This window comes from Ochrobactrum sp. PL_is483 (assembly GCF_055816855.1).
Window position 1 is genome coordinate 621953 of the sequence record NZ_JBVPGS010000040.1, and the last position, 20744, is coordinate 642696.

General features: G+C 57.5%; 22 protein-coding genes. 21 read left to right on the top strand and 1 reads right to left on the bottom strand.

The features are described 5' to 3' along the window. The first annotated feature begins 107 nt into the window (after positions 1-107). The 20 genes from AC0TNJ_RS21280 (at position 108) to AC0TNJ_RS21375 (ending at position 18212) form a co-directional block, all read left to right on the top strand. Entirely contained in the window at positions 108-644 is a 537-nt protein-coding gene (locus AC0TNJ_RS21280) for a phage tail protein (protein WP_473768425.1), read from the top strand. A gap of 236 nt (positions 645-880) precedes the next feature. Then, entirely contained in the window at positions 881-1420 is a 540-nt protein-coding gene (locus AC0TNJ_RS21285; RefSeq protein WP_473768424.1) for a hypothetical protein, read from the top strand. After that, on the top strand, positions 1320-3344 hold the full coding sequence (locus AC0TNJ_RS21290; RefSeq protein ID WP_473768423.1) for a terminase gpA endonuclease subunit: 2025 nt from the start codon (positions 1320-1322) through the stop codon (positions 3342-3344). Before AC0TNJ_RS21285 ends, AC0TNJ_RS21290 begins: the two co-directional genes overlap by 101 nt. A 2-nt stretch (positions 3345-3346) precedes the next feature. Continuing rightward, entirely contained in the window at positions 3347-4936 is a 1590-nt protein-coding gene (locus AC0TNJ_RS21295; protein ID WP_473768422.1) for a phage portal protein, read from the top strand. Continuing rightward, a complete protein-coding gene (locus AC0TNJ_RS21300) occupies positions 4936-5220 on the top strand; it encodes a hypothetical protein (protein ID WP_063882031.1) in 285 nt (94 codons plus the stop codon). Before AC0TNJ_RS21295 ends, AC0TNJ_RS21300 begins: the two co-directional genes overlap by 1 nt. Before the next feature lie 18 nt (positions 5221-5238). After that, the gene (locus AC0TNJ_RS21305) at positions 5239-6489 is read left to right on the top strand and encodes a S49 family peptidase (protein ID WP_473768421.1); all 1251 of its coding nucleotides are present in this window, start codon (positions 5239-5241) and stop codon (positions 6487-6489) included. Positions 6490-6551: 62 nt separating this feature from the next. Continuing rightward, positions 6552-7208, top strand: coding sequence for a head decoration protein (locus tag AC0TNJ_RS21310; protein ID WP_473768420.1), 657 nt, complete (start codon positions 6552-6554; stop codon positions 7206-7208). A 52-nt stretch (positions 7209-7260) separates the two neighbouring features. After that, positions 7261-8280: a major capsid protein gene (locus AC0TNJ_RS21315; RefSeq protein ID WP_473768419.1), complete on the top strand. Its 1020-nt coding sequence runs from the start codon at positions 7261-7263 to the stop codon at positions 8278-8280. A 5-nt stretch (positions 8281-8285) separates the two neighbouring features. Further along, positions 8286-8699 carry a hypothetical protein gene (locus AC0TNJ_RS21320; RefSeq protein WP_473768418.1) on the top strand — a complete coding sequence of 138 codons (414 nt, stop codon included), beginning with the start codon at positions 8286-8288 and terminating at the stop codon, positions 8697-8699. Then, entirely contained in the window at positions 8696-9502 is an 807-nt protein-coding gene (locus tag AC0TNJ_RS21325) for a hypothetical protein (RefSeq protein WP_473768417.1), read from the top strand. Before AC0TNJ_RS21320 ends, AC0TNJ_RS21325 begins: the two co-directional genes overlap by 4 nt. Beyond that, entirely contained in the window at positions 9499-9987 is a 489-nt protein-coding gene (locus AC0TNJ_RS21330) for a phage baseplate assembly protein V (RefSeq protein ID WP_473768416.1), read from the top strand. The genes AC0TNJ_RS21325 and AC0TNJ_RS21330 overlap by 4 nt, the downstream gene beginning before the upstream one ends. 3 nt (positions 9988-9990) lie before the next feature. Continuing rightward, positions 9991-10254 (top strand): PAAR domain-containing protein, encoded by a 264-nt coding sequence (locus tag AC0TNJ_RS21335; protein WP_473768415.1) that lies wholly within the window; start codon positions 9991-9993, stop codon positions 10252-10254. 12 nt (positions 10255-10266) lie between these two features. Then, a complete protein-coding gene (locus AC0TNJ_RS21340; RefSeq protein ID WP_151657831.1) occupies positions 10267-10461 on the top strand; it encodes a hypothetical protein in 195 nt (64 codons plus the stop codon). A gap of 14 nt (positions 10462-10475) precedes the next feature. After that, complete coding sequence (locus tag AC0TNJ_RS21345) at positions 10476-10883, top strand: GPW/gp25 family protein (protein WP_473768414.1); 408 nt, start codon at positions 10476-10478, stop codon at positions 10881-10883. Continuing rightward, positions 10880-11725 carry a baseplate assembly protein gene (locus AC0TNJ_RS21350; RefSeq protein ID WP_151657829.1) on the top strand — a complete coding sequence of 282 codons (846 nt, stop codon included), beginning with the start codon at positions 10880-10882 and terminating at the stop codon, positions 11723-11725. The genes AC0TNJ_RS21345 and AC0TNJ_RS21350 overlap by 4 nt, the downstream gene beginning before the upstream one ends. Beyond that, positions 11725-12534 (top strand): phage tail protein, encoded by an 810-nt coding sequence (locus tag AC0TNJ_RS21355; protein ID WP_473768413.1) that lies wholly within the window; start codon positions 11725-11727, stop codon positions 12532-12534. Before AC0TNJ_RS21350 ends, AC0TNJ_RS21355 begins: the two co-directional genes overlap by 1 nt. Then, positions 12534-13052 (top strand): hypothetical protein, encoded by a 519-nt coding sequence (locus tag AC0TNJ_RS21360; protein WP_006472985.1) that lies wholly within the window; start codon positions 12534-12536, stop codon positions 13050-13052. The genes AC0TNJ_RS21355 and AC0TNJ_RS21360 overlap by 1 nt, the downstream gene beginning before the upstream one ends. Positions 13053-13058: 6 nt before the next feature. Continuing rightward, positions 13059-16373, top strand: coding sequence for a DUF4815 domain-containing protein (locus tag AC0TNJ_RS21365; protein WP_473768412.1), 3315 nt, complete (start codon positions 13059-13061; stop codon positions 16371-16373). Positions 16374-16376: 3 nt separating this feature from the next. After that, on the top strand, positions 16377-17723 hold the full coding sequence (locus AC0TNJ_RS21370; RefSeq protein WP_473768411.1) for a hypothetical protein: 1347 nt from the start codon (positions 16377-16379) through the stop codon (positions 17721-17723). Next, positions 17724-18212, top strand: a complete 489-nt coding sequence (locus AC0TNJ_RS21375) for a hypothetical protein (RefSeq protein ID WP_473768410.1) — start codon at positions 17724-17726, stop codon at positions 18210-18212. 131 nt (positions 18213-18343) lie between these two features. Here AC0TNJ_RS21375 and AC0TNJ_RS21380 read toward each other — a convergent pair whose 3' ends face one another. Further along, a complete protein-coding gene (locus AC0TNJ_RS21380; RefSeq protein ID WP_473768409.1) occupies positions 18344-19246 on the bottom strand; it encodes a glycosyltransferase family A protein in 903 nt (300 codons plus the stop codon). Positions 19247-19432: 186 nt separating this feature from the next. On the opposite strand from AC0TNJ_RS21380, the gene AC0TNJ_RS21385 reads away from it, so the two are divergent. Continuing rightward, positions 19433-20683 carry a phage tail sheath family protein gene (locus AC0TNJ_RS21385; RefSeq protein ID WP_473768408.1) on the top strand — a complete coding sequence of 417 codons (1251 nt, stop codon included), beginning with the start codon at positions 19433-19435 and terminating at the stop codon, positions 20681-20683. Positions 20684-20744 lie beyond the last annotated feature (61 nt).

Here is a 20744-nt window from a genome sequence, read left to right on the forward strand (position 1 = left end):
CCATCGTTAAAATCGAAAATCTGTAAATTTTAAATCCGCATGCGAGCGCGCGTGATGCCTATCGGCACCGCGCGTTTTTTCATGCCGGGTTCTGATCGGGTGAAACCATGGCAAGCATCGTCATCACCTCGGACGGCGTATTCAAGCGATATGGTAAAGCGCTGGAAGCAATCGGCGAACGTGATGCAAAGCGTGTATTCGCCCGAGCACTCAATCGCGGTGGTGACCAAGCCCGCACGCAAGTCAAGCGTTCGCTGGTCGCTCAAACCGGGATCAAGTACGGCCTGATTAACAAGGCCGTCAAAACCATTCGAGCACACCCGAACAAGCTCGAATACAAATTGGAAGCGGAAGGCGGGGAGACAAACCTCAACCTGTTCAATGCCCGACAAGGCAAGAAAGGTGTGAGCGCTGCCCCATGGAAAAAGCGCCGAGTTTTCAAGTCGACCTTCATCGTCCCCGCATATGACGGCAGGGTGTTCAAGCGTGAAGGCAGCGAGCGCGGACCACTCGAACCGCTGTTCGGTCCCAACATCGCCCGCGAGGTCGTCAAAGACCCGACGGCGGAGAAGTGGCGCATGGTCGGTGGGTTCGTCATGACCCGCGTCGAGCATGAACTCATGCGCCTCTTTAAGCTCTCCTGACCCCGATCAGTCGAAAGCCTCAAATTTGACCGTAGAAGAGCGAGAGCGCGCGGACGTCAAATCGGTGTCGGCGGGGTGACCGTGCGCGTGGGTGACCGCCTGCGAGGCGAGGCACCCCTACCCCTTTAGGGACCGTACCCCAAGGCCAAGGCATGCGGTGCCGCCGCAGCCCCGAATTTGCGCGTTTTTCAGCTTTCGAAAATCGCGGTTTGCTTTGCACCGAAGGAATGTTCGCCATGGCGAAAAAACCAACCGTCGCCCCTCCGACGCCGCGAGCGTTTGCCTTGACTGGCGAGGAGATGATTTCCGCCAGCGGGGCGGCTTCCCTCTTGGGAATTACGACGCAATGGCTCCGGCAGTTGGCAGCGAATGGCTATGTCCCGGCGGCGGTCAAAGGGAAATACCCGCTCGTCGAAGTGGTGCAAGGCTATGTCCGCTCCCTCAAAGACGAGGAACGGCGATCAACAAAATCAGCGGCGGACAACGGCTTGAAGGCGGCGCGACAGCGCGAAGTCGAACTTCGTATCGCCAAAGAGGAAGGCCGGCTCGTCGAAATGGACGACGTCGAGGCCGTTTCATCCAGCATCTTAGCCACGCTCCGGGCCGAACTGGCAGGGCTTCCCGCATCGGCTACGCGGGACGTGAAGCTGCGCGAGGAGATTGAGAAGGGTCTAAATGGCGCGTTTGCTCGATCACAAAACAAGTTCCGAGAGGCAAGCGAGGCTCTACGATCTGGCCGCGATCCTTTGGGAGCCGACAGAGAAGACGACGGCTGACAAATGGGGCGCTGAAAACCGGGTTTATCCTCCCACTTCGGGAAAGCCCGGACAGCGCGACCCGTACCTTACGCCTTACGCCGTGCCGTTCACGCGAGGTTTTGACGACCATCGGTACACCCGCAATGTCCTCGTGACCGGCGCGCAAAGCGGAAAAACCGAAAGCATTCTCGATGTGATCGGCCACCGCTGCGACACGCGGCCGGTGCCGATCCTGTATGTCGGTCCCTCTCGGGAGTTCCTAACGGATCAGTTTGAGCCGCGCCTTATGGGACTTTTCGACGAGGCCCCGAAACTCAAGGCAAAACTTTCGCGCGGAAAGCGAATGAAGAAAACCTTGAAAAGGGTCGCGGGCGTGACTGTCCGTCTCGCGCATGCCGGTTCGTCAACCGCGCTTAAGTCCGATCCTGCGGGTTTGGCACTCGTCGACGAGTACGACGAAATGCTCAAGAACGTTAAAGGCCAAGGCGACCCGCTCGGCCTCGTCGAAGCTCGCGGCATCACTTACGCCGATTTCATGACCGGCATCACGTCCACACCCTCCCAAGGAATGGTTGAAACGGAAATGGACGAGGAAACCGGCCTTGAATTCTGGAAGGTCGCGCCGACGGACGACGTCGCGTCGCCAATCTGGAAACTATGGCAAGAGGGCACGCGCCATCATTGGACATGGCGTTGCCCCCACTGCCGGGAATGGTTTGTTCCGCGCTTCAAATGCTTGTCATGGCCTAAGCGTGCGACGCCTGCGCAAGCTCGTCGCGAGGCTTTCCTTGAATGCCCCCGCAACGGGTGCGTGATTGAGGAGAGCGACAAGGCCGAAATGAACGCTACCGGCGTGTTTGTCGCGCCGGGCCAGACGGTCGACGAGGACGGCAACGTTTTCGGCGACCCGCCCGACACGACAACGCTTTCGTTTTGGGTTTCTGGTCTTGCGTCGCCGTTCGTTTCCTTCGGTGAGCGCGCCGAAAGCTATTTGAAGGCGCTTGCATCGGGCGATAGCGACAAAGTGCAAACTGCCGTGAACGCAGGTTTCGGCGAGGTTTTCACTCCCGGCGGCGGCGACGTGCCAGAATGGGAGGAGGTCGCGAGGCTCAAGGCCCCGTATCTGCCTCGGACGTTGCCGGATCAAGCAGTTTTCTTGACTGCCGGCGTCGACGTCCAGAAAAACCGCCTCCCGTTTGTCATACGAGCATGGGGGCCGCGCGCGACCTCTTGGCTTGTCGATAGCGGCGATCTTTGGGGTGAAACCTCGCAGCAAGATGTTTGGGACGATCTTGCGGACCTGCTTACGCAACCTATCGACGGGCTGCCGATAAGGCTTGCGTTCGTCGACAGTGGCTTCCGGCCCGGCAAAAAATTTGCCGTGCCGGAGCATCGCGTCTACGAGTTTGCAAGGCGGTTCCCGCGTTTCGTCTTCCCGACAAAGGGGCGACGCACACAGTCAAAGCCGATCATTCAGTCGAAAATCGAGGTGAAACCTGACGGCAAGTCGGCCAAGTATGGCCTGACGCTGCACCTCCTCGACACGGACCATTGGAAAAGTTGGGTGCATGAACGACTTCGCTATCCTCATTTAACCGAGGACGGCAGTCCAGCACTTGGGGCGTGGTATCTCCATTCCCAAACCACGGATGACTATTGCCAGCAGATTGTAAGTGAAGCTCGCACGACGTCACCTTCCGGTACGCCGGTTTGGGTGCAGCGATCACGCGAAAACCACTTACTTGACTGCGAGGCACTGGCCGCCGCCGCCGGCTTCCAACTCAATGCGCACCGCCTCGGCCCGAATGCTCGACGACGCGACGACGACGATCGAGCGGAACCGCGAATTGCGGTTCCCGATGCAAATGGACAGCCGCAGGAAACGAAAGGGTCGAAATTCGACCGCATCGCTTCAATCGCGGCTCGATTTAACGGGTTGTGACGATGAACGCACAAACGAAACCGCGCATTCGCGTCGGCACGGACGGGACCATTATGGGCGCTGTTCCGCAGACGTCACCACAGCATTCAGCCGAATATTTCCGTTCGCCGGGAAGTGGTGGCGCTGCGGCCCTGTTCGCTTGGCGACCGGCACTTCGTGACGCTCGGGACGACGTCGCGAAATCCTACATCGAGGCGGCCGCCCGCGCGATTGATGCCCTTCATAACTCCGGCTGGATTGCCGGGGCGATTGAACAGGCAGTCGCAAGCACCATCGGGACAGGGCTTCGACTTTCGCCTCGCCCGGATCGCATCGCCCTTGGATGGGACGAAAAGCAGGCGAACGAGTGGTCAAGCCATGTCGAACGCCGCTGGATACTTTGGAGCGACAACCCTGTCGAGTGCGACGCCGCAGGCAAGCACACTATGGGCGAGCTTACGGCAATGGAGCTTAAGACGTGGTACGCTTATGGCGAAGCGACGGGATTGCTCCCGTCCATTCGTCGAAGCATTTCACAGTCCCGAACAAAGGTTCAATTGGTTCTTCCTCACCGATTGGTGCAGGACACAGAACCGTTGTCCAAACTCTATCAGGGCGTGAAAACGGACGACTTCGGCTTTCCGCTCTCATATCGCTTCATGCGCGACGGGGTGTTCCGGCACACTGTCGATATTGCCGCCCGCGATGGAGCGGGGCGTCCGCAGGTTTTTCATATCTACCAAGGCGCGCCGGGACAAATTCGCGGCATAACTCCCTTTGCCCCGATCCTTCGCGTCCTTCGCCAGTATGACCAGCTTGCGGACGCCACGCTCACCGCGGCGCTGATCCAGTCTATTTTCGCCGCGACTGTCGAGAGCGAGGCACCAACGGACGCACTCTTGCAGGCATTGCAAGACCCGACGGAGCAAGCCACCTCTGATAGTAGCCCCGCCGAAACCTTGTTCGGTTTCAAACAAGCTTGGTACAACCAGACGAAAATCGACCTCGGGGTCGGCGGCCGTATCGCCCACCTGTTCCCGGGCGAAAGTCTCAAAATGAACCGTTCGGAGCACCCGAACGACACATACGAGGCTTTCACCAAGTTTCTACTGCGGGAAATCGCGGCTTGCCTCGGCATGACCGTGGAAACTCTCACGGGAGATTACACCGGGGCGACATATTCGTCGGTGCGCATGTCCACGGCGGAAAAATGGCCCATCACGCTTTCGCGGCGGGCAAATATCTGCGGCCGTTTCTTACAGCATGTCTATGAGGCATGGCTCGAGGAAGAAATCGAACGCGGAACAATCCCTTTCCCGGGCGGGCCACGGGCCTTTCGCGCGCAACGGGCCGAAGCCTGTTCCGCAGACTGGCGCGGGCCACCCAAGCCACAAGCTGACGACCTCAAATCGGCCAAGGCGCACGAGATTTACCAACGGCTCGGCGTCGTAAGCGATGAAATGATCTGCAACGACATGGGTGCGGATTGGGAAGACGTTTACGAACAACGTGCACGAGAGCGAAAGAAACGGGAAGAGCTTGGCCTCCCCGACGTTGGGCCTATCGTTCCCGATCCCGTCGGCGACAAACTCATAGTTGAGGATGAAAAATAATGGTCGAAAAAATCGGACCAGTCGCCATTGATTGGGATGATCCTTGCGCGAGAGCAAAAGCACTTCGGCAAGCCTATTTCGACAGGCTTGCCGGAGGGACCGCGCAACGCGTGCGTTTCCGCCACGGGGACAACGAACAGGAGGTCCAAACTTCTGTTTTGCAAGGCAATCTCGCGATGCTGCGGCAAGAAATGCAAAGGGCGGAAGATGAATGCCGCGAGCTTAACGGACTTCCGCGTTTGAACCGTCGCTTTGCGATCGTCGCCGGCTCACGACGCCGGTAAAACACAAGGAAAACCTCAATGCCAGCAACGCGCGCCCTCCGGGCGGCGCTTGCGGAGCCATGGGCGATAACAGCCGAAGGGCTAGAACTCGTCCTCTCCGTTGCCGCTCGCGAAAATGACGTCTCGATCGATGCTCTTGAAGCCTATCGCGCCGAGCATGTCCCCACTGCCGAGCGCCTGACCCGCCGCGGGTCGGTCGCCATTCTTGATGTTCGCGGCCCGCTTGTCAGTCGCGCCAACCTGTTTACGGCCATATCCGGCGCAACGTCTTACGACATTTTGCGCCGGGACCTTCAAGCAGCCCTCGACGACCCGTCGATCCGGGCGATTGTCATGTCTTACGACACGCCCGGCGGTTCGGTGACGAACGTCGACGAGTTAGCCAAGGCCGTCCGCGCCGGGAAGGCGATCAAGCCGATTGTCGGTTATGTCGGCGGTTCGGCAGCCTCGGCGGGATACTGGCTTGCCTCGCAGTCAACGGAAATCGTGATCGCCGATACTGCTTTGCTTGGCTCGATTGGCGTCCGTGCCGCCTTGCAGGACACGAGCAAGAAGGACGCCGAGGCCGGGCGGATCGAGTTCATTTCGTCGCAATCCCCCGGGAAGCGGACGGACCTCTCAACGGACGAAGGGCGAGCGCGCATTCAGCGCACGATTGATGCGCTCGCCGACGTTTTTATCGCCACGGTCGCAGAAGGCCGAGGCGTAAAGCCCGACGACGTGATCGCCAAGTTTGGCGGCGGCGACGTGCTTATTGGCTCGGCCGCAGTTGCGGCCGGAATGGCTGATCGCATCGGCAATTTCGAGGCGGTCATCAAAGAACTGGACGGGCGATCCCCCTCCGCAACCTCCAAATTCAGGAGCAACACCATGAATGAACAAATGATCGCTCGCGCGGAACATGATGCCGCCGTAGCAGCCGCCCGCACCGAAGGCCAGATGGCCGGTGAAAAGGCGGGAGCAACCGCAGAGCGGGCACGCATTCAGGCAATTCTCAATCTGCCGGAAGCCAAAGGCCGCGAAGCTTCGGCGATGCACCTTGCGTTTACGACCGACCTTTCGGCGGAAACCGCCAAGGGCGTTCTGTCAGGTCTGGAAGCATCGAAGCCAGAACCTGACAACGATGCCGATATCGAAGGTCAGCGTTCGCATGAAGCTGTCGGCGGTCTCGTAGTCTTTGACCCAAAGGCCGACAAACAGTCGAGCAAGGCCGAAAAGACAAAAGCCGCGTGGGGTGAAGTCACAAGCAAGCTCAACGCTCGCATGTGATCGCGGGGCGCTCCAAGCGCCCTCCCACATTTTCCCAAATCGCTTTCATTGGAGATTGAACAATGTCGAAAGTGTTCGTCGAACCCCGCCACGCGGGCGAATTTATCTTGAGCGAGGCCAACGGCCACCGCTCGCGCGAAAACGTGACGGTCGCTGCGGAACAGGCCATTGAGGCAGGAACGATTTTGGCGTTTCTCGCGATGGCTAACGGCGTTACCGCAACGGTCGTTGCAGGAGCCGAAAATGCAGGTAACGGCACGCTTACGATGGCGGGCACCCCGGTATCGTCCAAGGCCAAGAACGGCACCTATGTCGCGATCGCGACGTCCGACACTGCCTTTGCAGTTGAGGACCCGACAGGCGTCAACATCGGCAATGCCACGGTAGGAACAGCCTTCAATAAGGAGGTCAAGTTCACCATCGCGGCCGGGGGCACTCCGTTCGCCGCAGGCGACCGCTTTGAAGTGAACGTCGGCGTTGAGGCCGGAGATTATCAGGCGGTGGCCTACAATCCGAACGGAGATGACGGGAGCGAAAAGCCCGCCGCCATCGCGATCTATCCAGCCCTCACCGGCGAAGGTGAAACCGTCAAGATTGCGGCGCTTCGCCGTGACGCCGAGGTGAATACTCATTGCCTCGCATGGCCGGAGGTAATCGCGGCGGAGAAAAAGGCCGCCGCAATTTCCGCTCTCGCCGCCCTCGGCATCATTGTTCGCTAACGCATCCCGCCGCAGCAACGCACAACATTCCGAAAATTTGGAGACAACTTAGATGTTGGATATTTTTAACGACGCGGCGTTTTCGACCACAAGCCTGACCGACGCTATCAACGAACTGAAGTTCGTTCCCGGTCGCATCGGCGAAATGGGGCTGTTTGCGGTCGAAAGCGTCGATACGACGACGATCGCCATCGAGAAGAAGGGCGATATTCTGGTTATCGTGCCGCCAACTCCTCGCGGTGGCCCGGGTACGACTATTGCCAAGGAAAAGCGCGACCTGCGCTCGCTGATCGTTCCGCATTTTGAAATCAACGACGCGATTTATGCGGAAGAAGTGCAGAACGTCCGCGCTTTCGGGCAAGAGCGCGCGTTGATGACTGTCATGCAGAAGGTTGGACAGCGGCAGGTAACGCATGTCAATAGCATGGCTGCGACCGAAGAATTCGCGCGTATGGGGGCTGTGCAGGGTATAGTTACCTACGCTGACGGTTCGACGTTGAACCTCTTTACGGAATTCGGTGTCCAGCAGTCGGCGGCGATCGATTTCGATCTCGACGCAGCAAACCCCGGAGAAGGCATTCTTCGCAAGAAGTGTGCGTCCGTCGTTCGCCGGACCGCTGACAGCCTTGGCGGTGTACCGTTCACTGGAATGCACGCTTTTGTTGGTGACAACTTCTTCGATGACCTTCTGACGCATCGTGAAGTTCGCGAGACGTATAAGGGGTGGTCCGAAGCGCAAATCCTTCGCGACGGCTATGTGGGTCCGAACCGCTCAAGCTACGGCATTTTCGAGTTCGGCGGCATCGTTTGGGAGAACTATCGCGGCTCTGTCGGTTCTGCGACCTTTATCGACGCCGATAGCTGCCACCTGTTTCCGGTTGGTGTGCCTGGCTTGTTCAAAACAGCCTACGCACCTGCGGATTATGAGGACACTGTCAATACAATGGGCCAGCGCCTTTATAACCGACAGTGGCCAATGCAGAACGGCAAGGGCCGAAATCTGGATACGCAGATGAATGCCCTCCAGTACTGCACCCGTCCAAAAGTGCTCTTGAAGGGCAAGCGGACCTAACCGCCATGCGCCTCAACAGCATCGCAGCGCGCACCGCCTTCGGGGCGGTGCAGCGTGAGCTTGGGGAATTTGTTCGGGTCGTACCTCGCATTCAAAGCGATTATAGCGGCCCTTCTCCCGATCCTGACCGTCGAATTGTAGACGTCTTCGTCGTCGTTTCATTGACGCCGGAAACGGCACCTTTCGACGGCTCGCGACGCGGCACGAAGATCAACACGTCAACGCGTCTTTCACAGCGCGAGGCGGCCATTTGGTTCGATCCTCCGGTCTATGAAGCGTTGAAATTCGAGCTTCGCGAAGGCGATCAAATTCTCCTTATCGAGCGGCCGAAGGAGCCGCCCTATGAAGTATCCCGCGCGCCGGAAAGTTCCGACCGTGGCGACGTTGTCGTTTCTCTTGTTTTGGATGGAAACCGATGAGCCTCACAGCCCTCGCCGTTCGCCTCGCCACGATCCGAGCTTTGAAGGATCGAACGTTCGCCGAGGATCGGATTTTCGACAGCAAGGTAAATCCGGTCAACCTCGTCGCAAAGGGCGAACCTCGGCCGGTAATCGTCGTCACCACGGATGACGACAACGTCGATATCGAAGGTAGAGACCTGCGCGCGGGCAATCATAAGCTCGAACTAGTGATTGAGGTTGCCGTTACTCAAAAAATCGAAGTGGCAGTCGGCAAAGGCGCGACGACCGAAGTCATATCAATACCGGCGAGCGATGCCGGGCTTGAGGCGACCGTCGGCATTGTTGGCTGGCAAATCGCAAAAGCCCTCTCCGCAGATGGCGGGGAATGGGGCGACCTCTGGCGAACGTTGGTCGTAAAGGTGCATTCCATTTCAAGCCGACGCGGTGCGGACGAAGAAAAGGGCGTACGGTATGCAGCCCGACAATACATTTACTCAATCGACCATATCAACGAACCGACACCGGGCGAAACGCCCGCACCGGGAAGCGCTTGGGGGCGTGTCCTTGCGGCCATGAAGGCCGACCGCGATTTCGCTGACATGGCGAAGCTAATCGAAGCCGAGATTACAGGCGGTGACTATTTGCCTTGGGAACTCGCACGCGGCCAGCTTGGCCTTGCAAACGACGAGACGGATATCATCGGCAGCAAGCCGGTTGAGATATCCGAAATCGTCCAGCTTGCTGCCGTCGAAATGACTGACGGCTTTTCAGTCGACGAGCAAAAAGCCGTCGAAGTCGATGGGCCGGAGAAGCCGAAATGAGGATAGATAAGCTACTCGTCGAGGTGCTTCGCCGAACGGCCGAGATTGAGCGACGCTTCGACGGCATGATTAAGCAAGGCCCGGTCGCGGAGGTCGACCCCAAAAGAGGGACGGTTCGCGTTCGCCTTGGGGGAAGCGACAAAGAGCCGATGCTTTCGCCTCCAATCCCGTATGCGCAGGTTGCCGGCGGCTTAAAGGTTCACGCTCCCCCAACCGTCGGGCAGCAAATGACGGTTCTAAGTGGCGCTGGCGATTTCCGGCAAGGATTGGCCGTTCCGATGACATGGAGCGACATCAACAAGTCACCAAGCGAAAAGGGCGACGAGAACGTCATCACTTTCGGCGCGCTTACGATCGAAGCTCGGGGAAACGAGCTTGTGGTCAAAGTGCCGCGAATGCTGATCGAGTGCGACGGCACCACAATGGAATTGACGGGCGCGGGCCTAAAGGCTGTCGCGCCCGATTTTGATTTTAGTCAGGGGTAAACCATGCCGGGCATTGCTTTAGTGGGTGTCGATACGGCCGGGGGCGTGCAACTCGGCTTGCAAGTGCCTTGGTTTCGCATCAACGGCCAACCTATTGCGGTCAAGGGCGACCGGGTTTCGGGGCATGGAATTTTCCCGCATAGCAGCCCGGTCATGGCTGAAGGTTCCCCAACCTTTCGAGCGGGCGGCATTGCCGTATGCCGGGAGGGGCACCTTGCAACGTGCGGGCACCCGACAACGGGGCGGACGTTCTTCCGCATTCCATAGAAAGAGGATGCCATGAAAAAGACCTATCTTGTGACCGAACGCGCGGGCGACTGGATCGCCGGGCAGCGCAAGCCGAAGGACGGCAAAATCGCCCTATCCGACAGTCAGGCCGCCTATGAGTTGGCTTTAGGAACAATCGCGCTCCCGCCCTCTGCCGAGCGGCCGGAACAAGAACGCAAGCAACCGCGGCGAAAAGCCGAGAAATAGCCGGGAGATATGCCATGTCGCTTAACTCTGCCCTCGGCATCGATATTGATCGGCAAACCGGGGAAATCATCGAAGGTTGGGCGCATGTTGAACAATGTATCGGTGATTTCTTGTCAACATTCTTCGGCGAGCGTGTCATGCGGGAATGGTACGGATCGATCGTTCCGCCGTTGATGGGCGAAAATCTGACCACTGAAACGATTGTCCGGTTCTTTGCGGCCGTGACGTCAGCAATCGACCAGTGGGAGCCTCGCTTCAAGATCGCGAGGATAACGCCGCTTTCCGTAAACCGAAGCGGAGAATTTCAGGTTCGAATTGAGGGCGATTATCGCCCGTTAGCGCTGATCGGCAATTTCACGTCGGGCAGTCCGAAGCATTTAACCATTAGCGGGGCCGTGGGCCGGGGGCTGGTTTTGATATGACAATCAATCTCGAAAGTTACCCTTCGCCCGACGTGATCGAAACAATTGCATTCGAGCAAATTCTCGCCGACATGCAGAATGAGCTTATTCGATTGTTTCCCGCCATCGCGCCAACTCTGGCGCTCGAAAGCGCGCTCGCAAATAAGTTGATGCAAGTTGCATCGTTCCGCGAAGCACTTTTCCGCGCGCGCGTGAATGATGCGGCGCGAGCGAACCTTTTGGCGTTTGCGAATGGTGCCGATCTTGACCACCTCGCAGCCTTCTACGATGTGGAGCGCCTGCAAGGCGAAGATGACGAAGCCCTTCGGAGCCGAACCGTTCTCGCTATTCAAGCGCGCTCGCCTGCGGGCGGCGCGAATTGGTACAAGGCGGCCGCCAGACGCGCCGACGTCCGTATCCGGGACGTCGCCGTTTATCGTGAGGATTTTTGGCCGATTATTCATGTCGCCGTGCTTTCACGCGACAATGACGGCATTCCAGACGACGCCATGCTTGACGCTGTTCGTGCAATCGTCACGAGCGACGACGTTCGTCCGCTAAACGATACCGTCGTCGTCGAAGCGGCCGTTCAGAACCGGACAAACGTCGAGGCGAATGTCTGGCTACTACCTTCCGCTCCCATTGCGGATATGACGCCGCTTCAAGATGCGCTTCGGAAGGCTTGGACAACGGAAACCGGGATCGGGTTCGACCTCGTGCCGTCATGGATCGAGGCTCGCTTGCACGTGTCAGGCGTCCAGCGCGTGGAAATGGTTAGTCCGACCGCTCCTCTTATTGCCGCGCCGGGCACCGCAATCGCCATCGGCGAGATAAAACTCAACTATATGGGGCGCGATTACTGATGTCCGAACGTATCGCATTGCTTCCGAGCAATGCGACGGCGCTGGAAAAGGCATTTTCGGAGGCTCTTGACCGAACCCCGGAACTGTCACCCGGCATCGTCGAATTGCGCGGGTTTAAGTTCCACCCGATCGACAGGGTTATTCCCTACCTCGTCGCGGAATACGGTTTGTCGGAGGTCGCCGAGTTTCTTCCGAACCTTCGCGACGTCATTCGCGAAGGCATCCAGTGGCAGAGAATTATAGGAACTCCCGCAGCGATCCATAAGTCCTTGCGGTGGATAAACCACGATGGCGATATCGAGGAGTTTCCAGCGACAGCGCGCAAATGGTGGTGGTTTCAAATTCACCTGCCATTTGAGCCGACCAATACCCAATTCTTGCGGCCGACGACGCAGCTAGTCCAGTCGTCGAAGCCCTTGCGCTCGGAATTCGCCCGCCTGACCGCGGGATGGGACGTAAGGGCGTTCCGATTGAATGAGCACCGGCTCAATGGCGGGGCAGGATTAAACACATGGTCGGGCACCCGAAAGGAACCCGGCGGACCAGTTGTTTCCATCCGCGTCAATCACCGCAAGCAGGTGATTGTCCCCACTGGCGGGCGCGTCGACGTCAAGGACGTTCAACACATTGAGACGGTTCGAACCGTCCAATCAATCATTCCAATGAGCCAGCACTCGACGCGCTTCGCGTCGCTGGCGGCGGTTCGGGTCGATTACCGCAACCGCGCGACGGTCGCATTCCAGAATGCGCCGTTTGTTCATCAACCTTTCGGCGCTCCGGTGCCGCGTGTCCAAACAGGATTTGAATAATGGCTGTCTTTACCCAAGACGGGCGCGTCGCACTGGCGAAAGCGCTTTATGACATGACGCTCTTTCTTGCCGTCGGCGAAGGCTTGCCGGAATGGGACGATCAGCCCCGGCCGTCTACGCCAGAAGAACAGGCGGCCCAAGACGCCGCATGGTCGGTGCTGACTGGCCTTGAAAATACCGTTGGCATGACGAGGACGCGCGACAAGTTTTTTGTCGTGCCTGATCCAAACGGCGAAATCGTCATGGCCGACGGCGCGAAGTTTTCGCAAAGCTCCGAGCCGACCGGGTACGTCTTCATACGGTTTCAACTCGATCTCGACGACGCGAGCAGCAACACGTTGCGCGAAACGGGCATGTATGTCGGTACAAAATTGGCCGAAAGCGTGCCAGCCGGTCAGATGTATGTCCCCCTCGCCGACGTAGTCGATCTTGGGAAAATGATCGAGGTCGACCGGTTCTCGCCGATCATTCGCGATGGCTCGATCGGCCAAACGTTTACTTTCGTTCTGACAATGTGAGGTGCCATGAACAGCATCATTAAGCGCGCCGGTTATGGCGATCGGTTTGATCGCGCACTACGTCGCCACGCAATCGCGTTTCAGGACGTCGGCCGTGACAAGAAGGGCATCTATCTTCAATCGACCGATTTGAACGAATTGCAGTCGATGCAAATCGATCATATGCGCCGTGGGTTTGACTATATCCTTCAAGACGGCCGCGTCATGGACGGCCAAGACCCGGTCGTCGAAATTGAGGATGACGATCATATTCGCGTGCGGCTCCCGGCCTGCCCGATTTACATCGAAGGTATCGTCCACGACGTGCCCGCCGCGACCTTTGTTCTTCCAAACAAAGGCGACCTGACAATCGGTGTCAGAAGCTCGCAAGTCCTCGTAACCGATGTGGTTGACGTGGATTTGAAAGGTTCAATCCCCGGCACAGAAGCCTACATGGAGGAAGGGCCGAGCCGAATTGAAATTACCGTCCTTTGGGGGCATTCACAGGACGGCGACCCCGAGCCGCTTGTTTCGGTTTATCAGGTCCGGGACGGCGTTATCCTCACAACGTCAACAAACATCGACTTTTCGGAAATCTACAAGGCGATCGAAGGCTATTCGCGCGAGAGCAACGGCTCGTATGTCTTCAACGGCTTCTTGATTACCGCCCTCGGGCCGAAGCCCGACGGCAAACAGGCGTTTTCTGTTTCCGAGGGGACGGCCTATGTGAATGGTCGCCGCATTGTGCGGCGGCAATCATTCCCGTTCGATGTTGAGGAGAAGCCGGACCTTCGCAACGTTGACGCCGAGCCGCACCCTTTTACCGAGGCGACCGGCGGAACGCAGACGTTCAAGGTTTCCAAAGCACCGATTTCAAGCGTTCGTCGGGTAACGGTGGAAAAGGAGGTCACCGAAAGCGTTCTTCATGGGCCTTACTCCGGTGTCGTCGACCCACTGGAACACCCGTCAGTCACCGCGATCCTTGAAATCAAACAGGGAAATACGGTCTACACCTCGCCGGCAAGCTGGTTGCTTTCGCAGGGGCAAATTGACTGGTCGCCATCCGGGCCGGAACCCGCACCGGGAACGACTTACACGGTCAAATATCGCTACAATGAGAACGTACAGCCGGACGAGGTCACTCGCGACACTGTCACTGTGACCGGGGCCGCCAAGGATACGAACGTTCTTATTGATTACGCGTACAAGCTACCGCGCATTGATGCCGTTTGCATGGATATGACCGGCTCCATGGTCTACGTGACGGGCACTTCTGCGGTGTCTCGCCCTCGCCCTCCGATTGTATCGGACAGCATGATCGAACTTGCCCGGATATCGAACGATTGGGGACAAAAGCCTCTCGTCGAGGTAACCGGCGTCAGGAATGTGCCCTACAGCGAAATTCAGGACATTCGAACGATGCTCCTCGACGTGTACGACCTTGTCGCGCAGGAGCGTCTTAAGAACGATGTGTCGGCTCGCGATGTTGGAGCAAAGCGAGGGCTGTTTGTCGATCCGCTGCGCAATGATGCTATGCGCGATCAGGGCATTGCACAGACGGCGGCCGTGTTCGGCGGCAAGATGACGCTGCCGATCTACGCTCGCCTGCACGAATTCCCCGCCTTTGTGGGCATCCGTCATCTGGATTTCGTCGAAGTCGCCGTCATTCGCCAGCCACGGCGAAGCAAGGCGATGAAGATCAATCCTTATCAGACGTTCACTCCAATGCCGGGGCGCGCGAGCGTCGAGCCTTCAACGGACATTTGGACCGACAAACAAACCGTTTGGACGTCACCGGAAACGCAGGCTTTTGAAGCCGGCGAAGGCGAGTTCATTAGCGGTATCTCGCTTGAACAAAGGGTCGAGAAAGTCAGCGAGCGTGTGGTCAACGCCGAGTTCATACGGCAGCGCGACGTTAACTTCCGGCTGGAAGGCTTTATCGAAAATGAAACGTTGGAGATTGTCGAGTTCGACGGCGTGCCCGTTGTGCCTACTGTGTCGGGACCGGCCGACGAGGACGGCTTGATTACGGGGCACTTCACCACGCCGCCCAACGTTCCGGCCGGTTCAAAGTCGATTTACTTCGAAGGCTCTGTCGGAACGGTAGCGGGCTGCACTTACGTCGGCCGCGGATCGATCACGGTTGAAGAGTATCGCCTCACGTCGTCGCTCGAAACGACGACCGACACGATGCCCCAACCCGTCGTCAACAACACCGTTATCAATAACGTGACGAATGTCACCAACGTGACGAACGTTGCGGCGAACAATTCCACGCCAATCCGCCGCGAGGGCGGTAGCGATGGCGGGGCCGGGCACGATCCGCTTGCACAGACTTTTACGCTCGCTCAATCGTGGTGCCTCTCGGGCATTCGGTTGATGTGCGCAAAAGTGGGATCGCGAAGCAACTCGATTGCGGTGCAGCTTCGAACGGTTGAGGTCGGCATGCCGACGCAAACCGTTCTCGCCGAAGCATTCGTTCCCGGTACTGACCTTGTCGAAGGCGAAGTCTTTACGGCTCGTTTCAACTTCCCGGTTTTCCTGCAAGGCGGCCGGGAATTTGCTTTCGTTGCACTGACAGACGATGCGGAGCATTCGTTGTTTGTGGCCGAGATTGGCAAGATCGACCTCGACACTAACGCGGTGATTTCGGAACAGCCGTTCACGGTCGGCGTACTTCTTTCGTCGTCGAACGCTTCGACTTGGACGGTCCATAATGAGGCCGATCTCTGGTTTGAAATGCTCGGCTGCCGGTTTGATCCTGTCGAACGGGTTATCCCGATTGGCACGTTCAAAGCGAACAAAATGTCCGACGTGATTATCCGTGCTGGCGTCGAATACCCCGACCCGTCGGTCGACATTTCGATCCGGCTCCGCCGTCCAAGCGGAGAGGTCATCACTTCGGCACCTTCGCAAACGATCCGGTTCGACGAGTATATCCAGAACGAGGATATCCAAGTCGAGGCAGTATTGCGCGGAACCGAACGCATTACGCCATTCTTGTTCCCCGATATCCAGATTATCGAGGGCGAGTTACAGCCGACCGCGAACTATGCAACGCGAGCTATCGACGCCACCGACGCAAATCGGGTTTTGGTGACGCTCGACGCCCGCTTGCCTGCCGGTTCATCTGCGACTGTCCAAATTGGAATGCCGGGAGACTACCCGAACATCCCGGTTTCCAGTGCAACCCAACTCGGCGACGGCCTCGTCGAGCAAACCTTTATCCGATCCGCCTACCCGGCGGCCAACCTCGATGCGCGCACGCTGATTACGATTACCGGCACGCCAGCGGCGCGGCCGGAGTTGTCGGCGGTGCGCATGTTACTTTCAAAGGTGTGATAAATGGCCAACACGGCAAACTACGAATGGCCTTTGCCGTCCCCTAAAGGCATCCAAATGGAGGAGGTCGCAAAAATTGCGGCCTCCCTTATTGCTATCGATAAAAAGGTAAAGGAAGCGGAAACGGCGCTATCCACGCACAAGCATTCATTTGCTGATTTGCTGGACAAGCCGACGACGCTTGAAGGCTACGGCATTACTGACGGCATGACGGCCGCAGAAATTGCCGCCGCGATTAAGGCCGCAATTGACGGGGTGGTAAACGGTTCTGGCGCTGCCCTCGATACGTTGAAAGAACTTGCTGACGCCCTTGGCAACGACCCCCATTTCGCGACCACAGTTAGCAACGCATTGGGAGTGCGAGTTCGGGTCGATGCTGCGCAAAGCTTTTCGCTCGCACAAAAGGCGCAAGGGCGCGGAAACCTTGATGCTCTCGGGACGGTCGACAAGGGTAAGGCGAACGGTGTCGCCAGTCTCGACGGCACGGGCAAGGTTCCAGCCGCCCAGTTGCCCGCTATGGAATATCTTCCGATCACTGGCGGAAAGGTGAACGGCGAAACCCATTTTCGAAACGGCACCAACGCCAGTGGCGCGCATGTTCTTGGATTGGGTTGGAGCAATAAAGATTTCCCCCTCTGGAAATTCGTTATCGAAACAGATGGTTCTTTGCTTCTGGCTGGCTACAACCCGGATACGGGCACTTGGTTGAAGTCCCCGATCAGATTTATCAGAAATACGAATGATCCGTCCGGCGTAAAGGTGGAGGGTGATGTTCGTGCTACCGCTTGGATATATGCCGGTGAAGCCAACTTGCAGACCGACGGCAACGTCTTCGGGTCTGCATGGGGAGGCAAGCTTTCTGATTTCTTGAACACCGCAAGGCTAGGTGCTTCCGCTTTTCCTCGTCGCTCCGACGGCCACCCTGTTCAATTTCAATGGAGCGGTCAGCCCGGTCAGCCTACGTGGGTTTGGGGCGGCACTGGTGCCGAAGGCGATGCCGGTATTTATCGCGTATGGAACCCCGCCAACTTCAGCGTGAATTACGCAACTAGTGCAGGCAACGCAAATACTGTGGGGGGTGCAAGCTGGGCGCATATCAATGGGGTCATTGAAGACCGTTCCTACTGGCGCACCCGTGATTACATGTTGGCAGAACTTGTGCCAGTCGGCGGCTACGCTTTCCTAGACCCCTACGGTGGCTACGGCCCCGGCGACACGTTCGGTGGCAATGTGATGCGATGGGCTTCGTCAGGGAGTTATCCGGGAAGCTTTGTCAATTATGGCACATGGCGTTCCGTCGCTCATGCTACGGGCGGCAAAACGTCAGGAATGTTCCAAAGGATAGGGTAAATGAAAATTATCGACGTAATCGGTCTAAAATGGCTCGACCCTGAACACACAATGCTTGGCGGGACAGCAGTCACCACAGAATTTGGCCCGGTTCCAGTTTGCGTTCGTGAGAATTACGATTTGGAATACGGCCGGAAGCTTTGGGAGGACGCCCATGCCGGTAAATACGGTTCGATCTTCGAATATGTCGCGCCTCCGAAACCAACGCCGGAACAATTGCGGGCCGAAATGCCTCTGCTTGAAAAGTGGCGCGTAGATACGATCATCGACCTTGAACCGGGGCTTCGGGATGCAATTAATATCGCTATTGCCAATTGGCCCGACCCAAAAAGTACAATTGCGAAGAACAAGCTTGCAAGCGTCACCCAATTTTCCCGCCTCGACCCACTTTTTGATGAATTGGGGGCCGAACCCGGAGTGGGTAAGTCTCCGGACGATATCGATATAATGTGGACTGCGGGAGCGGCGCTGCCGCCCGCACTGTCTTAAATGAAGCGCATAAAGATTGTTGAGAGGAGTTTACAAGCTTTTTGCTGGTAGAACGCAAAACAAATGGCTCGGTTTGAAGACTAGGACTAAATCCTTGCTGTCAACTACAAATTAAATTGGAGAAGACCTTTTTACTTTGACACATCAGCACTCAACTCCTGTACCCGTCTTCTCGCCATTTCGGCCATTGAACGGGTTCGATGGACAGCTTTTGGGTCAATAGCCCCGTCTTTCTTCCAAATTCCGTAATGGGTACGGAAATATTCGATGACAAGCAGATCGGCATTTGTTCGGTCATGCGCGCCTTCGACCAAGTCTGTGAGAGCATCAATCCCGGCTGCGCCGTTGTCCACAACATGGAGACCCTTGCCTGTCATCCAGATTGGAACACCGACCCGCTCCAAATGTCCTGACAGCCACGCATCATCTACAGTCCACATTACATCGGGGATTTCGTAAAAGGCTTCATCGAACCATTCAGGACGGACTAGCACGCCAGCAAATCCAGCAATCATATCCACAAAACCGGGAGTCGTTCGATTTGGCCTATACCGGTATAGATAAAGCGCACGCTGCAACCTATACCGCCAGTCCTTCGGGCGAGACTTTCCGCGCGGCAAGCGTTCCGGCGACCTACATTCGTCAGCGATATCGGGGAAGCTATCGCCTTTCTCGACGATACACGCATTCGGGTGCAGCTCGCTGGCTTCTTTCAGTCTCCGGTGCCAATGCCGGTCATAAAGCACATCATCATCACAAAAGATGAGGTCAACATTCTGGTGCTTCAGGTCGTGAGCAGCAGGTAAAACCTTCGTTGCAGGCCCGTAGTCCATGTCGCATCGCACAATGCGAACTCCGGCTGGAACCACCGGCAACGTACCGTCCCAATTTGGGAAGCGCCGATACGTCTTCGGGATATAGACGCGGACTTCATGAGGCTTGACGCTTTGCGACAGCAACGACCTCAATGTTGGCTCAAGCAAATGAAAGCGTGAAGGAATAGACGATAGCGTCACTACCGTTGGTCTGGTCATGTGGCCCCCGCGATCTAAAATTTAGACCATAAAGCCTCGTATTCCATCGTGTCGGGGAAAATGTCAACCGCCGCTGACGCCATTAAAAGCCGCCCGTAATCGGCTTTTTACTTTTAAGAACCACCGAAGCCCGGCCATCGCGCCGGGCTTTTTCGTTTTCTGGATTGCTCACAAAGGAGAAATGGAATGAGCGACCCTACCTTCGGCCTTTCGATTACTCGCATAGATAACGAGCCACGGCCCGCGATCCTGACCAACATGTCAATTGTCGGAATGGTGTTCACTGCGCCGGCAGCGGATGCAGACGCCTTTCCTTATGACCGCGTCGTGCAGTTCTATTCTGACGACATTGCCATGTTGTCGAAGATGGGGAAGACGGGCACCGGCCCGATTGCGGTTGAGCTTATCAATCAGCAACTCGGGGAGTTTCAGGCGGCCGCGACGATCATCGGCGTTCGCGTTGAGGAAGGCGCAGACGTCGCCGCGACGATTGCGAACCTTCGCGGCAACATCAACGACCGAACTGGCATGTATGCGCTTCTTAATTCCGGTGCGGAACTTGGCCTCACGCCCCGCCTGATTTGCGTGCCTGGCTACACGTCACAGATTGCGGAAGGCGCAAGCGCGAATGCCATCGTTGCGGGACTGCCGACACTTCTCGACCGTCTCCTCGCCGTGGCGGTTGTCGATGGCCCGTCGACCAATCAGGCGGCCGCTATTGCTTGGCGCGAGAGCATTCAATCGGAGCGCATCATTGCGGTCGACGGCGGCGTCAAGTACATGAACGATGACGGCGAAGTCGTCGTCGTTCCTGCCTCCCCTGCAATTATCGGTGGTGCCGTTCGTCGGGATCATGAGTTTCAGGGACGTCCGTTCCACTCGTGGGCCAACCAGCCGATTTACGGGATCGTCGGGCCGTCGCGTCCGATCGAATTCTCGATCCTCGACGGGGCGACAGAAGGTCAACAGCTACTCGCGAAGAACATCGGCGTTATCGTCCGGGGCGAAAGCTCCGATGGCGCGATCGCGGATGGCGGATATGTATACGTTGGCACTGACACGTGCTCCGAAGACACGCTTTGGCGCTTCTACAATCAGGTGCGCGGCCGCGATTATATCCACCTGATGTTTATCAAAACGCTTCGTTATTTCCTCGGCCGCCGCAATATCGACCGTGGGACTATCGAAGACATTCTCGCGACGATGAAGGGCGGCCTTCGCGACATTCAGGCAACCGGCGACCTTCTCGGTTTCCGGGTCGGGTTCAGTAAGGACACGAACAGCCCCGAACAGCTTCGCCTTGGTCGCTTTACCGTGGCGTTTCAGGCCGAGGAGCCGCCCGTCCTGCGCTACATCGGCATCCAGTCGGCGCGCTACCGCCCGGCGCTTGATGCCCTCCTCGACGACCTGCTTACGAGCCTCGACGTCGCAGCTTAACCCGGTTCGCGCGGCGGCTTAGGCCGCCGTCGCTTCCTCTTGTTCCTCGATTTCGGAGAAA

Coding starts and splice junctions, on each gene's coding strand:
- AC0TNJ_RS21280 (WP_473768425.1), top strand. CDS start 108: ATGGCAAGCATCGTCATCACCTCGGACGGCGTATTCAAGCGATATGGT.
- AC0TNJ_RS21285 (WP_473768424.1), top strand. CDS start 881: ATGGCGAAAAAACCAACCGTCGCCCCTCCGACGCCGCGAGCGTTTGCC.
- AC0TNJ_RS21290 (WP_473768423.1), top strand. CDS start 1,320: ATGGCGCGTTTGCTCGATCACAAAACAAGTTCCGAGAGGCAAGCGAGG.
- AC0TNJ_RS21295 (WP_473768422.1), top strand. CDS start 3,347: ATGAACGCACAAACGAAACCGCGCATTCGCGTCGGCACGGACGGGACC.
- AC0TNJ_RS21300 (WP_063882031.1), top strand. CDS start 4,936: ATGGTCGAAAAAATCGGACCAGTCGCCATTGATTGGGATGATCCTTGC.
- AC0TNJ_RS21305 (WP_473768421.1), top strand. CDS start 5,239: ATGCCAGCAACGCGCGCCCTCCGGGCGGCGCTTGCGGAGCCATGGGCG.
- AC0TNJ_RS21310 (WP_473768420.1), top strand. CDS start 6,552: ATGTCGAAAGTGTTCGTCGAACCCCGCCACGCGGGCGAATTTATCTTG.
- AC0TNJ_RS21315 (WP_473768419.1), top strand. CDS start 7,261: ATGTTGGATATTTTTAACGACGCGGCGTTTTCGACCACAAGCCTGACC.
- AC0TNJ_RS21320 (WP_473768418.1), top strand. CDS start 8,286: ATGCGCCTCAACAGCATCGCAGCGCGCACCGCCTTCGGGGCGGTGCAG.
- AC0TNJ_RS21325 (WP_473768417.1), top strand. CDS start 8,696: ATGAGCCTCACAGCCCTCGCCGTTCGCCTCGCCACGATCCGAGCTTTG.
- AC0TNJ_RS21330 (WP_473768416.1), top strand. CDS start 9,499: ATGAGGATAGATAAGCTACTCGTCGAGGTGCTTCGCCGAACGGCCGAG.
- AC0TNJ_RS21335 (WP_473768415.1), top strand. CDS start 9,991: ATGCCGGGCATTGCTTTAGTGGGTGTCGATACGGCCGGGGGCGTGCAA.
- AC0TNJ_RS21340 (WP_151657831.1), top strand. CDS start 10,267: ATGAAAAAGACCTATCTTGTGACCGAACGCGCGGGCGACTGGATCGCC.
- AC0TNJ_RS21345 (WP_473768414.1), top strand. CDS start 10,476: ATGTCGCTTAACTCTGCCCTCGGCATCGATATTGATCGGCAAACCGGG.
- AC0TNJ_RS21350 (WP_151657829.1), top strand. CDS start 10,880: ATGACAATCAATCTCGAAAGTTACCCTTCGCCCGACGTGATCGAAACA.
- AC0TNJ_RS21355 (WP_473768413.1), top strand. CDS start 11,725: ATGTCCGAACGTATCGCATTGCTTCCGAGCAATGCGACGGCGCTGGAA.
- AC0TNJ_RS21360 (WP_006472985.1), top strand. CDS start 12,534: ATGGCTGTCTTTACCCAAGACGGGCGCGTCGCACTGGCGAAAGCGCTT.
- AC0TNJ_RS21365 (WP_473768412.1), top strand. CDS start 13,059: ATGAACAGCATCATTAAGCGCGCCGGTTATGGCGATCGGTTTGATCGC.
- AC0TNJ_RS21370 (WP_473768411.1), top strand. CDS start 16,377: ATGGCCAACACGGCAAACTACGAATGGCCTTTGCCGTCCCCTAAAGGC.
- AC0TNJ_RS21375 (WP_473768410.1), top strand. CDS start 17,724: ATGAAAATTATCGACGTAATCGGTCTAAAATGGCTCGACCCTGAACAC.
- AC0TNJ_RS21380 (WP_473768409.1), bottom strand. CDS start 19,246: ATGACCAGACCAACGGTAGTGACGCTATCGTCTATTCCTTCACGCTTT.
- AC0TNJ_RS21385 (WP_473768408.1), top strand. CDS start 19,433: ATGAGCGACCCTACCTTCGGCCTTTCGATTACTCGCATAGATAACGAG.